The 13398-nt window shown below is 50.2% G+C and carries 14 protein-coding genes, 2 tRNA genes and 1 other annotated feature (1 of these 17 running past the window's edge); of the genes, 8 read left to right on the top strand and 8 right to left on the bottom strand.

All coding sequences use genetic code 11. The features are described 5' to 3' along the window. Positions 1–40: 40 nt before the first annotated feature. Positions 41–745: an SDR family oxidoreductase gene (locus EVJ23_RS09530; RefSeq protein WP_071399121.1), complete on the top strand. Its 705-nt coding sequence runs from the start codon at positions 41–43 to the stop codon at positions 743–745. Positions 746–773: 28 nt separating this feature from the next. Continuing rightward, positions 774–992: a PspC domain-containing protein gene (locus EVJ23_RS09525; protein WP_016508377.1), complete on the top strand. Its 219-nt coding sequence runs from the start codon at positions 774–776 to the stop codon at positions 990–992. Positions 993–1028: 36 nt separating this feature from the next. On the opposite strand, the gene EVJ23_RS09520 is transcribed toward EVJ23_RS09525, so the two are convergent. Beyond that, positions 1029–1880, bottom strand: a complete 852-nt coding sequence (locus EVJ23_RS09520; protein WP_233589682.1) for an aldose 1-epimerase family protein — start codon at positions 1878–1880, stop codon at positions 1029–1031. Positions 1881–1955: 75 nt separating this feature from the next. On the opposite strand from EVJ23_RS09520, the gene EVJ23_RS09515 reads away from it, so the two are divergent. Beyond that, a complete protein-coding gene (locus EVJ23_RS09515) occupies positions 1956–2510 on the top strand; it encodes a TlpA family protein disulfide reductase (RefSeq protein ID WP_070328877.1) in 555 nt (184 codons plus the stop codon). Positions 2511–2551: 41 nt separating this feature from the next. Here EVJ23_RS09515 and EVJ23_RS09510 read toward each other — a convergent pair whose 3' ends face one another. The 4 genes from EVJ23_RS09510 to EVJ23_RS09495 all read right to left on the bottom strand — a co-directional run bounded on the left by EVJ23_RS09510 (position 2552) and on the right by EVJ23_RS09495 (position 4287). After that, positions 2552–2758: a DUF3006 domain-containing protein gene (locus EVJ23_RS09510; RefSeq protein WP_016508383.1), complete on the bottom strand. Its 207-nt coding sequence runs from the start codon at positions 2756–2758 to the stop codon at positions 2552–2554. A 392-nt stretch (positions 2759–3150) separates the two neighbouring features. Further along, positions 3151–3951, bottom strand: coding sequence for an MBL fold metallo-hydrolase (locus EVJ23_RS09505; RefSeq protein ID WP_131465705.1), 801 nt, complete (start codon positions 3949–3951; stop codon positions 3151–3153). A gap of 163 nt (positions 3952–4114) precedes the next feature. Next, positions 4115–4188: transfer RNA gene (locus tag EVJ23_RS09500), tRNA-Gly, on the bottom strand. Positions 4189–4213: 25 nt separating this feature from the next. Then, positions 4214–4287: transfer RNA gene (locus EVJ23_RS09495), tRNA-Gly, on the bottom strand. A 128-nt stretch (positions 4288–4415) separates the two neighbouring features. On the opposite strand from EVJ23_RS09495, the gene EVJ23_RS09490 reads away from it, so the two are divergent. Genes EVJ23_RS09490 through EVJ23_RS09480 form a run of 3 tightly spaced genes read left to right on the top strand, consistent with a single transcriptional unit; the run spans position 4416 to position 5742 of the window. Further along, positions 4416–4775 (top strand): hypothetical protein, encoded by a 360-nt coding sequence (locus EVJ23_RS09490; RefSeq protein ID WP_131441135.1) that lies wholly within the window; start codon positions 4416–4418, stop codon positions 4773–4775. Positions 4776–4777: 2 nt separating this feature from the next. Continuing rightward, the gene (locus tag EVJ23_RS09485; protein WP_070328879.1) at positions 4778–5332 is read left to right on the top strand and encodes a hypothetical protein; all 555 of its coding nucleotides are present in this window, start codon (positions 4778–4780) and stop codon (positions 5330–5332) included. Next, entirely contained in the window at positions 5329–5742 is a 414-nt protein-coding gene (locus EVJ23_RS09480) for a hypothetical protein (protein ID WP_070328880.1), read from the top strand. Before EVJ23_RS09485 ends, EVJ23_RS09480 begins: the two co-directional genes overlap by 4 nt. A gap of 40 nt (positions 5743–5782) precedes the next feature. On the opposite strand, the gene EVJ23_RS09475 is transcribed toward EVJ23_RS09480, so the two are convergent. The 3 genes from EVJ23_RS09475 to EVJ23_RS09465 all read right to left on the bottom strand — a co-directional run bounded on the left by EVJ23_RS09475 (position 5783) and on the right by EVJ23_RS09465 (position 11159). Further along, on the bottom strand, positions 5783–8353 hold the full coding sequence (locus EVJ23_RS09475; protein WP_131465703.1) for an SH3 domain-containing protein: 2571 nt from the start codon (positions 8351–8353) through the stop codon (positions 5783–5785). A gap of 192 nt (positions 8354–8545) precedes the next feature. Continuing rightward, entirely contained in the window at positions 8546–9448 is a 903-nt protein-coding gene (locus tag EVJ23_RS09470; protein ID WP_131465701.1) for an alpha/beta fold hydrolase, read from the bottom strand. 25 nt (positions 9449–9473) lie between these two features. Continuing rightward, positions 9474–11159: a formate--tetrahydrofolate ligase gene (locus EVJ23_RS09465; RefSeq protein ID WP_070328882.1), complete on the bottom strand. Its 1686-nt coding sequence runs from the start codon at positions 11157–11159 to the stop codon at positions 9474–9476. 243 nt (positions 11160–11402) lie between these two features. On the opposite strand from EVJ23_RS09465, the gene EVJ23_RS09460 reads away from it, so the two are divergent. Both EVJ23_RS09460 and EVJ23_RS09455 read left to right on the top strand, forming a co-directional pair. Next, positions 11403–12308 carry a carbohydrate ABC transporter permease gene (locus EVJ23_RS09460; RefSeq protein WP_070328883.1) on the top strand — a complete coding sequence of 302 codons (906 nt, stop codon included), beginning with the start codon at positions 11403–11405 and terminating at the stop codon, positions 12306–12308. Beyond that, positions 12305–13210 (top strand): carbohydrate ABC transporter permease, encoded by a 906-nt coding sequence (locus EVJ23_RS09455; RefSeq protein ID WP_083274118.1) that lies wholly within the window; start codon positions 12305–12307, stop codon positions 13208–13210. Before EVJ23_RS09460 ends, EVJ23_RS09455 begins: the two co-directional genes overlap by 4 nt. A 105-nt stretch (positions 13211–13315) precedes the next feature. Beyond that, positions 13316–13398: a binding site (T-box leader), on the top strand (it continues 159 nt past the right edge of the window).

Raw genomic sequence — 13398 nt, 5'->3', positions numbered from 1 at the left:
TTTAATCAAATGAACTACTCTTTTGAGGAGGGAAATTTGAATGAAAGTTTTAGTCATTGGAGCAACAGGAAAGATCGGTAGACGTGTCTTGAAAAGTTTAGCGAAAACGCATCAAGTGACCGCTTTAATTCGTTATCCTGAACTGCAAGCAGAGTACGAAAAAATGGGTGCGCGCGTGCTCACCGTCGATGTTGAAAAAGAGCTTGATAAAAAGATTCACGAGGCGACCGCTGGCCAAGACGCCGTCATCGTCGCTGCGACAGCAGGTGCTGAAGGCACGAGCAAAGAGATTGAACTGCTTGACCGGAACGTCGCGATGAAAGCGATTGACGCCGCTAAAAAAGAGCGCGTCCGTCACGTGGTCTTACTAAGCGCATACGGTGCCGATCGACCAGACGCGGGCCCGAAAGAACATTACAACTTCTTGTCTGCGAATAATGCGGCCGATGAGTATATCGAACATAGCGGCTTGAACTACACGATCATTTGCCCAGTGGCAATTATAGATGGACCTGGAAAAGGGTCGATCGAAGCTTCAGAAGACTTAAGTGACGCCTCAGGCGCCACGATTTCCGAGACGGACGTCGCGACAGTCATTGCTGCCTCGCTCGATAATCGGGGCTTGTACGGACGTCGGATTGAAATTAGATCAGGAAGTACACCGATCAACGATGCACTCGATTTTGATAGTCGAGGCGAAGCCGCGACAGCTGGAAGAACGACACTTCGTCGACCACAGCGATGACCGAAAAAATGAAGGAGAAGGTGTCTTGATGGAACGAAAACTGTACAAAGATCCGTCTGACCAAATGATAGCAGGCGTTTGCTCGGGGCTCGGGAAGTACCTCGGAGTAGACGTGACGTTGATGCGGATCATCTTCGTCGTACTCGCCTTATTCGGCGGACCGGGCTTGTTAATTTATATCGTGCTCGCGATTGTCATGAAAAAACCGCCTTCAGAGTATGAGGCGGAACAAGAAAGCCGCTTCTAACGAAAACGTGCTGACCAATGCGGTCAGCACGTTTTTTCATTCCGTATAGAGCGTGTAAGTCGCTTCGAACGTTTCGTTCGGTGCGAGCAACTGCATATCTTCTTTTTGACGGATGTCTTTACGATGTCCTTTATAATCGGCATGACCGAACCAAGGTTCGAGGCAGGCGAACGGGGCGTCAGACTGAGGCGGTGACCAAATCCCGAAATGGGTGAATGTCGGGCACTCCATGACGATGGCGCGACCGCTCGGTTGGTGGCGCAGTGCAGCATACTCGATATTTTCGAAAATTAAAGCGTCTTGGTCGAACAAGTGATGCGAGAGCGGGATGTAGCGACGTTCGCCGAGCGGTTGATAGGCGCCGGTCAAATAAGGACCCTCTAACAATAAGCGATCAAGTGAGCGCGTCTCACCGAAATCGATTGTATACTCTTCGAACACCCCGCCCGCGAACGGGATATTGAAGGCAGGGTGTCCGCCGATGCTGAACGGTAACACCTCGTCGCCGCCGTTTCGGACGCGATATGTCACGTTCAATTCCTCGCCGATCAGTCGATAGTCCACGTGAAGTTCGAACGGGAACGGATAGTGTTTCTGTGTCTCGACCGAGTCACGGAGAACGAACCGGACGTGTGTATCAGACGATTCTGCGACTTCGAACGTCTCATCGCGAGCGAATCCGTGTTGGCTCATCGTATACGTCAAGCCATCATATAAGTAACGGTCATCCAACAACCGTCCGACGAACGGGAATAAAATCGGGGCTTGTCGTCCCCAATACGTAGGGTCGCCTTGCCAGAGTAGCTCGGTCCCGTCGACTTTCCAACTCGTCATTTCCGCGCCTTGCGCTTTCAAAGTGACACTGACTTTTTCATTGTGAAGTTGCACGATAGTTCCGCTCCTTTGAGTGAATGTGATAAGTTAAGTTTAGAAATGAATAGGACAGAGAACAAGGGGTAAATGATGCGATTTCATAAACTGGCTATTGGATTGATTATGGCGGGACTCATCGCCGGTCTGGGCTATAAAGGGTATGACGAATACAAGGCGAGTCAAGCGAGCGAACAGACTGACCGTGTCGCGACGGACGACACGGTTCTCGGTGGTCTCGAGATCGGTCAACGCGCGCCCGCCTTCGAACTGGAGACAATCGAAGGGGAAACGTTGGCACTTGATGCATACGCAGGACAGCAAGTCGTCTTAAACTTCTGGGCATCGTGGTGCCCGCCTTGCCGAGAAGAACTGCCGGAATTGATCGAGTTCGGCGAAGAAACCGGGATTCCGGTGCTCGGGGTGAACGTCACGAAAAATGAGCGACGCGGCAGACAAGACGTCGAGGCGTTTTTGAAAGAAGTCCCGGTCAGCTTCCCGGTATTATTGGACGAAGCAGGCACGGTGGAGAAGACGTACCGCGTCGTCGCTTTGCCGACAACGTATGTCGTCGGTCCGGACGGTGTGATTACAGCCAAACAAGTCGGTCCGGTCGACTTTAACTGGTTACGCGAACAGACAAAATGAACGTACAAAGACAGACTGGAAGAGAACCGGTCTGTCTTTGTTTACTTTTTATAATGTTGTTTGATGAGCGCATCGAAATTCGGTGTCATGTCTTCTTCAAGATAATAATGGTGGTTATCTCGAATGATCGTATCGCCAACCCGTGCTTCTGATGGCAAGAATCGTCGTGGGATAAAACTTGAGCCGTTGTTCCAACGTAACACGGCGTATTTCCCTTCGACTCGCACCAACGTGCCGTATTTGATCATGCCTCTTCCTCCTCAGCGAACAGCTTTCTGTCTCTTTTATTCTTATAGAGTGTATTCCCACATTCCATAAAACCTACACATATTTGAATGTTGCTACACAAACGAAGGAGAAGTAAACAACGATCAGTAATTGTGAAGAAAGTTTGAAGAAAACGCTTTCTTTTTGAAATGTTTTCTTCTATAATGAAGGCACGGGGTGATTATGACGAATTTGTGAACAATGGGGGTATGGTCAATGTTTTCATCAGCTATGATCGGATTGCTCGCTCTTACCGGAGTGACGATTTATGGGATTGACCGTATGTTCACGGTCCGTTCAGAACGCATCACAAAGAAATAGGTTTACATAGGGGGATCGCAACGTCTTGGGGAGACGTTGCGATTTTTTTGCGTCAATAGTCGCGTTGGCGTGCCTCGCGCTCATGCTCTTTTTGTTCGACATGTTTTCGATTGCGTTCGTGAACCCGGTTAAAAAAGGCGTGCTCAGGCCAAAGCGGGGACCAGACGCGTTCTTCAGGCAAAGCGAGGATATATTCTTCGGCAGCGCTGAGTCGCTCGATCATCTTACTGCGGTCATCACATAGGTCGCCGTGGCCGGGGATGAGCCAACGGATCTCGTGTTCGTAGACGGCGGATTGAAGTTTTTGAAGCGATTCGAGATACGCTTCCGCGTCGTGCTCAATGAACGGTGGTTCGATGTTCGATCCGTAATCACCGCACACGAGCAGACGCAACGGTTCGACAATGAGTGACATATGGGTCGCTTCATGTCCTGGCGTCAAGTAGAACGTGATCGGGGTAGCACCGAGCTCGACCGTACTGTCTTCGGAGATGATGATGTCGACGACTGGCTTTTGAATCGGGCGGTCGATGTAATACTGTTCGTAGAACGTTTTAATCTCTTCAAGTTGGGCGCTGGCGTCTGTTTCGACGAACGTTTTTGAAGCAATCACGGTCGCATCAGGGAAAGCGTAAGCGCCGATGATATGGTCATAGTGCTGGTGCGTATAAATGACGTACAATTTCTTACCTTGTCGCTTCAACTCGATATCGCGACGGATGGTCGCAACTTCTTCTGGCAACCAGTTCGGGTCGATTAAGATGAGGCTGTCTTCAGTGTCGATCAAAGTCGATGTGGTTCGCATTAAAGCACTCTCATAAACGGTAAATGGCTGTAGGCGGACTTGAATCATGGTGATCCCTCCTTCATATCTCCAATTCTTTTCCCGAATCGGTCTCATTTAAGCGTGACGTCAAAAAACAAAAGAGCAGGAAGTCGAATGACCTCCTGCTCGTTACATGGTGTGCACCATGTGGTTATGTGTGCGAGTTAAGCCTCGCGAATATGTCGGAAATTGGAGCGGGTGAAGAGAATCGAACTCTCGTCATCAGCTTGGAAGGCTGAGGTTTTACCATTAAACTACACCCGCACATTCAAGTATACGATTTAAAAATTGGAGCGGGTGAAGAGAATCGAACTCTCGTCATCAGCTTGGAAGGCTGAGGTTTTACCATTAAACTACACCCGCGAAACGCTTAACGTTACGGTAATATAATAGCACACGATTTAACCTTTGCAAACCCTTTTTCGAAAAAACATTAGTTGTGGCGGATAGGTGGTCTTGCTAAGATAATAGAAGAGGGGAGTGGGACGGGTATGAGCGAACGAAAATCTTATTTGAAGATGATGAGTGAAGGGTTTCGCATGATGAACCAGGCGAAACAAGTCGAACAAACTGTAACGCTCCGTCAATGGACGTTCTCGGTGCGGCATGAGTCGATGTGGCATGTGATTTTACGGACTGACCGGCTAAAATGGGTCAGTTCACCGACCGAGACGTTGGTCATCGAGCCGATGTTCGTTCAAATCGGAGCGTTGCATCTCACGCGCCACGTTGAAACGAACGAGGTACGTTTGAAAATCGAGGAAGAATGGGGAATTGAAAGTAAGATCGTCTGCGACGACCAAGAGTGGGAACGATTCGTCGAAGCGCTCAAACAATTGAAGGGGGAGTAGTCGTGAGTCGAGAACGACTGTATCGGATTGAAGCGGAAGCCCGTGGCAGCGCTTGGCGGGCCCGCGTATTGACCGGCATCCAACGGTTCCGCTTTTTTAAAGGGGAACTGCTCGCACCGACTGAACGACCCTACGTCGTCTTGAGCATCTCCCAAGACGCGGGGGCGTTACCCGATTTGATTGAGACGGATATGGGCGTCTTGCTCATCCACGAACGAATCGGACCCATCTTTATGAATCTATGTCCGTACGACATCCAGCTCGTCCGGGTTGAACTGCATACGAGTACCGGCAAGACCGACCACTATTGCGCGCTCAACGTCTTACGCCGATTTGAGATCGAGCACCTCGAGGATTCCGGTGAATATCGTCCGTTAAGCGAGGATCGTCTCTACTTTCTGTCCCGACAAACCGTTCGGATGGATTTATGCGGACATATGATCGCCCAAGATCGAAACAGCCAACGCCTTTACGTGACGGAGCGGCTCAAATATGCGCTGCAAGCCAAAATGGTCACCGGCCTGACATTCAAGAAAACGAAGGAGCAATTAGCATGAAAGAATACGAAATCGACGGGTGGCTTCGTTTATCCTACCCAGAGCACTATGAATACAATGAAGAAGAGGATCACGTCAGCTTCTATTCGGTGGAGGAAGATGCGCAAGGCACGCTTCAAATGTCTATCTATGAAGCAGAGGAGGCCCAGGCCCCTGAAGATGCGGCGCTGCAAGAACTGAATACCTTTTTAGGGGAGTTCCCGATCGACATTAAAGTCGCACCGAGCGTGACGGATCAATCGGGCGGCATGACGACGGCTTACGCGAGCGGGATTGAAGACGACATGTATTTGGACGTCTGGTCGCTCACGGACGGGAAGCGCCTGTTGTTTTTGACGTACGTCGCCGACAAGAAGACGGATGAAAAGTTAGAGATCGAAGCGATCGTCGATTCCATCGAATGGACATGAAAAGAGACACGAAGCCAAGTTGGCTCGTGTCTCTTGTTCGTTATTGGAACTTTGGTACGTCGAAGTGAACTGTGTACGAATTAAGTTGGCTATACACGTTATTGATTCGATGGGTTTGTTTTAAAGCCCAACCGATATCGGTCGCATATTGATGCACACCCGGTCGGTCTGGGTTGAAACGCATCTTATAAAGTGTATTTTGTTTATAGGTTGGGTGATTGATGTATTGTTCGCTAATCCATCTAGCACCATCTTTAATTGCAATCTCTGGTGTGAACCACTTCTGCTCGAACGCGAATTTCGCGCCTAAAACAACGGGATTGCTATCTGAAGCTCGGATGCCGTACATATTGTAGACTGTAGCCGCAACAGGACGTTCAGGATAGATGCGTGTACCGCTATTATTAATTAATGCGTTGCCGTCTTTATCGACAGGAACCCCTTTAGATAAAAGTGATGAACCATACCCTGTTTCATGTGTAGCGTGGGCAAGCAAATAGACTTCATTTACATTATATTGTTTTCCTGAGTCGATGAAGAGTTGTCCTTTATCGGTTAACGTTCCGCTCAATCTGCCGTTGTTATTGAGGACTTTATTCAACATCGGGGCAGTCGTTCCTGCATTCTTCGTCAAGTCGAGGAATTGATAAAATCCACCTGAACCAACTGTGAAATGATCAGGGTTTGTAAACGCATCAATTTCAGACAACGAAGCGTGACGCCAAACATGATCGTAAATACGAACGTTATGTCCGCCTGGTCGGTAGTACGGACCGATTAAATAGTAATTTCCGACTTGTCCCGTAATACGGACTGTTTCACCAGGGTTAATATGTCCGTATACATGTGAATTCAGATTATCTAAACTAAGAAGTTTTGCTTCTCCGACAACGGAAGAGGCCGGAACGTATCCGATCATTGGACCATAAGAAACTTTGTACCACGTCGAGATGCCGCTCGGACGCTCCATATATTGAAGAAGAGCGCCGCTTGGGATTGTCGCCAACACTTCGGCGTTATTGCTTGACGGATTTTTTTGCAAGTTAATCGATCGAACTGTTTGAAGAGGTGTATGAGTGATCACACCAGTAGACCCGGTGACTTTTACCCACGAACGCGGTAAGTAAGTCGCTTTCGTTTTATTCGCGTCTGTCAGCCCGGAATTGGCGGCTTGGCGTTCGGCCATCCCGCGAACTGTCATTGGATAGTCTGTATACGATACAATGCGTTGGATACCAGTAGCTGGCGGCGTCGTCGTAACGGGTGCCGTATAACTCAAATGGATATAGCCGCCGACGAAACTTCCGCTCGTCAAGATGCCCCATTCCGTATTCAAGACAGGTTTCACTTTTACAATCGTGCCATGGATAAGGGTGCCGATGGCGGCATTTCCAGTCCCAGGAGTCGGCCGGACGTTCAGTGGCGTACCGCTTGAGATGACTTGTACTTCAAGCTCAGGTCCGTATTGTTCGGTTGAAGTCGACGGGGCTGTGAGCGAGAAGTTACGTGCTGCGACATACCCAGTCGTGTTTGCGTAACGAACTTTGAACCATGAGCCCGTCGCGCCGTGCGCCGACAGCTGATCGACTTTTGCACCGACCGGGATCGTTTGAAGGACGTTTCCGCGCGTCGAAGTCGAAGAGTACATCGTCGCCGTCTCTTTAGCGTAGTAAGGTGTGACCTGTTCTGCGACTTGTGACTCAGATAAGTTTCGCATCGGTACGTAACCTGTCAACGAGCCGGCTGCGACTTTCGCCCAAGACCCGGTTGTACCGTGTGTCGAGATCAATTTAACGCTTGTCGCGATTTGAAGTGTGCCGACTACTTTTCTTGAAGTCGACATCGAATTGAAAATACTTGATGTCGATTTGACGTACATCGTTGTCGGTTCGACTGTCACGAGCGGCTGCAAGTTCCGTTTCGCGACATAGCCCGTCTTCCCGCTGTATGTCACTTTGGCCCACGATCCGGTCGCGCCGTGCTCCGAGAGGAACGTTACTTTCGCACCTTTCGGGATCGCAATCAGGGTTGGGGACGTTGAAATCATCGAGCTATGCATCGTCGTGTTTGTTGTCGTACTATGCGTCGGGTTCGCTTGGGGTGCCACGGTTTCGCCTCCTACTTGAGAGAAGTAGCGTTGAGCCACATAGCCAGTTTTCCCGCCGTATGTGACTTTGAACCATGATCCAGTCGCGCCGTGCGTCGATATGTAAGTGACGGTCGCACCTTTTGGAATCGTTGTAACGATTGAAGCGCTCGTTGTCATCGCCGAGCGCATATTGACGGTCGCATTAGCTGTATACGTTTTGGTTGTTGCCGCTTTCGTGACGGTAGACTTCAACGTTAAGTACGAGGAAGAAACGTATCGCTTTTGGCCTTGAAACTCGATTTGGGCCCAGTTGTTGCTTGTCGAATAAACTTGTACAGCAGTTCCTTTCGTCAACTTGCCGACAATCGCTGCCGAAGTCGACGTAGACGACCGGACGTTCAAAATGGAGGTATTCACCGTGCCTTCGTATGTTGCTGCATATGACTCGGTCGGTCCGATCATGCTCAATACTGTGCTAGAGATGAGGACGGCCGCGCTCAGTCGTGTAATAGTTGGTTTCAATGTGTTACCCCTTTCATTCCATATACTTCAATCTGTAAGTGTTCTTCGTAGTGCGCGGTCTAAGTATAGCGCACTTAAAAAATGGAAAGAAGATGAAAAATTTCAAAAAAGGTAAATGAATTAGAAAGTCGTTGTCTTAAAATGTAAAAATAAAAAACCTCCATTTAATAGGAGGTTTTTCCATGTCTTAGCTTAGAGGTTGCGCAAGAGCCAACTGCTTATATCGGTCCACACTTCGTCGCGTTGCCGTTCGCGGAGCACTTCGTGACGCGCATTGTCGTAAGACAACACCGTCAGTTCGACTTCTGCTGCCTGATAGTTTCGAACAATCCCTTTCAACCCTTCCCCGTCGTGTACGACCGGGTCGTCCGTTCCGGCGACGAAGAGAATCGGGAGCGTCTTCGGATGTTCATGGATACGGGCGAGGGATGTGACCTCTAGCGAAGCGCTAGCTACTTCATATAAGTAACCGAGTGTCGGGATACCGCCGCAGTCCGGGTCGCTGCGGTAAGAGGCCACTTCTTCCGGGACGCTAGAAATCCAATCGTTCTCCGTCTTCGCGGGGAAGAATTTTAAATTGTAGCGCCCGAACAAGAGGCGTTCGAATAGGCGAGAGTGGTAATCGCTCCCTTTCATACGAATTGCCGACCCGATGGCGTAAAGCCCGAGCCGGCCGACGAAACCAGAGCCAGGAGGCGGTGAAATGGCGACGATGCCGGCTAGGTTATGACCCATGATTTGACCGAGACGACGGACGAGCAAAGAACCGAAACTATGTCCGATTACAAACGTCGGCAAATCATTTTGATAGTGACCGATCAATGCGACAGCGTCTTCGACCATTTGGTCAAATCCTTCTTTTGGAAGTAAGTGAGCGTATGTGGATTGAGCACGCGCTGATTTTCCAGCTCCGCGAAGGTCGCAAACAAAAACGTTAAATCCAGTTGTTGCCATAAAATCGGCGAATTCGACATACCTACCGTGGTGTTCGAGCATGCCGTGAAACAAGAAACAATTTCCAATCGGGTTCGTTGCCGGGACGTGCAATACATGCGTGCGGTACCCGTCTGCGTACGTGTGCTCAATGACGTCCAAAGTCATCCCTCCGTTGTCGTGTGGATTAAAACAATCCGATGGCCTTACCTGTCTCGTCGATGCCCATGTTGAGAGCGGCTGGATGTTTTGGCAGTCCTGGCATCGTCAAGACGTTACCCGTCAAGGCGACGAGGAAGCCGGCACCGACCGACGGTTTCAACTCTCGTACGGTTACCGTGAATCCTTGAACGTATCCGAGTTTTGTCGGATCGTCGGATAGTGAGAACGGTGTTTTGGCCATACAGATCGGCAAATCGTCCCATCCGTTCGCTTTAATTTGAGCCATTTGTTTTTTCGCCGTAGCGGTGAACGTGACGCCGGCCGCTCCGTAAACTTCTCGGGCAATCGTCGTAATCTTCTGTTCGATCGAATCGGTCAGCTCGTAAAGAGGTGTGAGCATGGCTTCGTTCGACTCGACTGTCTCGATGACGGCCTCGGCAAGTGCTTGTCCGCCTTGTCCGCCGCTCGCCCAAACTTCGCTGAGGGCGACGCGGATTTGATGCGTTTCGCACCAGTCGAGCACAGTGTCGAGCTCTGCGATCGAATCTGAATTAAAGCGGTTCAAGGCAACGATGGTTGGCAAACCGAGCTTTGTCATCGTGTCGACATGTTTGGCGAGCAACTCCATGCCTTTTGTGACGGCCTCGACGTTTTCGATGTGGAGTTGGTCTTTGGCGACACCACCATGCATCTTCAACGCGCGGACTGTCGCCACGAGGACGACCGCATCAGGACTTAAGTTGCCGATACGCGATTTAATATGACAGAACTTCTCGGCGCCAAGATCAGCTCCGAAGCCGGCCTCGGTGACGACGTATTCGCCGAGCTTCAAGGCAGTCTTTGTCGCGATGAGCGAGTTACAGCCGTGCGCGATGTTCGCGAACGGGCCGCCGTGGACGAGAGCCGGGGTCTGTTCAAGTGTTTGGACCAAGTTTGGCTTGAACGCCTCTTTCAGTAAGAGTGTGGCCGCACCGGCCGCACCAATCTGTTCAGCCGTGACGGGTTCATTATCGAAGTCGTAGGCGACGACGATCCGCTTGATACGCGCCTCTAGATCGGCGAGCGAATCGGCGAGGCAAAGGATCGCCATAATTTCTGAGGCGACGGTGATGTCAAAACCGTCTTCGCGCGGGACACCGTGTGCGGCTCCGCCAAGTCCGACCGTCACGTGGCGAAGGGCACGGTCGTTCAAGTCGAGGACGCGCTTCCAGACAATTTTCCGAACGTCGATTTTTAGGTCGTTGCCTTGATGAAGATGGTTGTCGAGCATGGCGCTGATCGTGTTGTGGGCTGACGTGATGGCGTGCATGTCACCCGTGAAGTGGAGGTTGATGTCTTCCATCGGCAAGACTTGGCTGAATCCGCCGCCGGCCGCTCCGCCTTTTAGCCCCATCGTCGGGCCGAGTGACGGCTCGCGGAGACAGACGATCGCTTGTTTATCGAGTCGGTTCAACGCTTGACCGAGTCCGACGGTGACCGTCGATTTTCCTTCTCCGGCGGGCGTCGGATTGATGGCTGTGACGAGGACGAGCTTGCCGTCTGCTCGGGTCTTCACTTGTTCGAGCAAATCGAACGACAGTTTTGCTTTGTATTTCCCGTAAAGGTCGAGATCATCTTCTTGTAGGCCGAGCTTTTCAGCGATTTGCTTGATGGGGAGCATGTCCGCTTGTTGGGCGATCGCTAAGTCAGATAACGGTTTGATTGTCGTCATGTATAAATTCCCTCCACTTTCGAACGTTTTACTAATATTATGTTTGATTCATTCGTGATTCGAGCCATAATTTGGATCGTTTCTCTAATATAAACTGGCTCGTTCGTATTGTCATTGACTTTATCATAACGCATCAGTTCTGCAAATTCACTAATTGAGTTCAATATATTCCACCCATTCCGTCAAATGTATCCGTTTTCATTTTATTTCATTGCAGGTAAATTGATAGTGGAGGCGATGAAGATGATTGAAACACCGAAGCGAAGCAAACAGAGACGGAATTGGAAGAAGCCGGCAAGCTTTATCGCATTTGTCGGTCCGGCCTTTTTGGCGTTCGTGGCCATTGTACTCATCCCGTTCTTTAACGGGATCTATTACAGTTTCACGGACTGGAACGGGGTGACCGGTCAGTTGAACTTTGTCGGATGGGATAACTATCATCGACTCTTGTTCGAGGACGCCCAGTTCCGTTCGTCGTTTTGGATCACGACGAAATACACGATCGTGGCCGTCATCATGACGAACATTGTCGGCTTTTCATTGGCGCTACTGTTGACGATGAATATTAAGACGCGAAATATATTGCGAACGGTCTTCTTTATGCCGAACTTGATTGGCGGACTCATCCTTGGTTTCATCTGGCAATTCATTTACGTGAAAGGATTCGAGTCGATCGGATCATTGACCGGCTGGAGCCTGTTCGAGCTGCCGTGGCTCGGCGACGCCCAGACAGCGTTTTGGGGAATCGTCATCGTCGCGATCTGGCAAGGCGGGGGCTACGTGATGGTCATCTATATCGCGGCGCTGCAGAACGTGCCTACGGATTTGCTCGAGGCGGCCCGGATCGACGGGGCGAACCGGTTGAAAATGTTGCGCCATATCACGCTCCCGATGATCATGCCATCGATTACGATCTGTCTGTTCTTGACGATCTCCTGGTCGTTCAAAGTATTCGATACGAATTTGTCGCTCACGAACGGAGGACCGTTCAAATCGACCGAGATGCTCGCCTTGAACATTTATACAGAGTCGTTCGTGAACAACAATTACGGTCTCGGCTCGGCGAAAGCGGTCATCTTCTTCCTCGTCGTCGCGGCGATCACCGTCACCCAAGTGTATTTGACGAAAAAACGGGAGGTGCAGGCATGACGACGGAAAAAATTGAACAGTTCGAACCAAAAATAGATCAGACGCCGAGACGGCAGTTGCCGCAAAAGCCGCTGCGGACGAGCGGATATACGACCGGCCTTGGCCTCATCGAATTGGTCGCTATTTTACTAGGACTGTTGTATCTCGTCCCGTTTTATTACGTCATCGTCAACTCGTTCAAGTCGATTGCTGAGATTTATACGAACACGTCCGCACTCCCGAACGTCTGGCTCGGATCGAACTATACGGAAGCGTGGGAGGCGATGAACTATGGCCGCGTCTTTTTGAACTCGCTTTTGATCACGGCCGGCGCGAACATCGTCATCGTCATCTTCACGTCGATGGCGGCATGGAAGCTCGTCCGGACGAAACATTGGATCTCGACCGTCATCTTCTTCTTGTTCGTCGCGGCGATGGTCATCCCGTTCCAATCGATCATGATTCCGCTCGTGAAAGTATCGAGCGTGCTCGGTCTATTGAACAGTCATTGGGGACTGATGGTCATGTATCTCGGGTTCGGGTCAGGTATTTCGGTGTTCTTATATCATGGCTTCATGAAATCGATCCCGGAAGAAATCGAAGAGGCGGCCATCATCGACGGTTGCTCGACATGGGGGCTGTTCTGGCGGATCGTGTTCCCGCTCTTGAAACCGATCACGGTAACGATCGTCATCTTGAACAGCCTATGGATTTGGAACGATTTTCTGTTACCTTCACTTGTCCTCCGAGACATTGAACTGCGGACGATCCCGCTCGCGACGTTCTATTTCTTCGGACAATATACGAAACAATGGGATTTGGCACTCGCTGGTTTAGTTCTTGGGATCGTTCCGCTCCTCATCTTCTTCTTTGGTATGCAACAGCATATCATCAAAGGGATTACGAGCGGCTCGATCAAATAACCCTTCCCAAGGGATCTCCCTCGTCCGCTACACGGGGGAGAATTTTTTTTAGAAAAGCTGTTGACATTCGTCTGAATATTTATAATAATGAGTTCAATTCAATTGTGAACGACATTGAAAGGACGAGTACACAGAAGACGTAAGCAAAGCGAGCCGGGGAAGGTGAGAGCCCGGACTGAAATCTCTGT

The sequence above is a fragment of the Exiguobacterium sp. SH1S1 genome, assembly GCF_004337245.1.
In the GTDB taxonomy this organism is placed as follows: domain Bacteria; phylum Bacillota; class Bacilli; order Exiguobacteriales; family Exiguobacteriaceae; genus Exiguobacterium; species Exiguobacterium aurantiacum_A.
The sequence above is the reverse complement of the archived record's forward strand: the minus strand, read 5'-3'. Positions and strand labels throughout refer to the sequence as shown.

Excerpts from the sequence above, each read along its gene's own strand:
- EVJ23_RS09525 (WP_016508377.1), top strand. The coding sequence starts at position 774 with ATGGAACGAAAACTGTACAAAGATCCGTCTGACCAAATGATAGCAGGC.
- EVJ23_RS09460 (WP_070328883.1), top strand. The coding sequence starts at position 11,403 with ATGATTGAAACACCGAAGCGAAGCAAACAGAGACGGAATTGGAAGAAG.
- EVJ23_RS09515 (WP_070328877.1), top strand. The coding sequence starts at position 1,956 with ATGCGATTTCATAAACTGGCTATTGGATTGATTATGGCGGGACTCATC.
- EVJ23_RS09455 (WP_083274118.1), top strand. The coding sequence starts at position 12,305 with ATGACGACGGAAAAAATTGAACAGTTCGAACCAAAAATAGATCAGACG.
- EVJ23_RS09480 (WP_070328880.1), top strand. The coding sequence starts at position 5,329 with ATGAAAGAATACGAAATCGACGGGTGGCTTCGTTTATCCTACCCAGAG.
- EVJ23_RS09530 (WP_071399121.1), top strand. The coding sequence starts at position 41 with ATGAAAGTTTTAGTCATTGGAGCAACAGGAAAGATCGGTAGACGTGTC.
- EVJ23_RS09510 (WP_016508383.1), bottom strand. The coding sequence starts at position 2,758 with ATGATCAAATACGGCACGTTGGTGCGAGTCGAAGGGAAATACGCCGTG.
- EVJ23_RS09465 (WP_070328882.1), bottom strand. The coding sequence starts at position 11,159 with ATGACGACAATCAAACCGTTATCTGACTTAGCGATCGCCCAACAAGCG.
- EVJ23_RS09490 (WP_131441135.1), top strand. The coding sequence starts at position 4,416 with ATGAGCGAACGAAAATCTTATTTGAAGATGATGAGTGAAGGGTTTCGC.
- EVJ23_RS09505 (WP_131465705.1), bottom strand. The coding sequence starts at position 3,951 with ATGATTCAAGTCCGCCTACAGCCATTTACCGTTTATGAGAGTGCTTTA.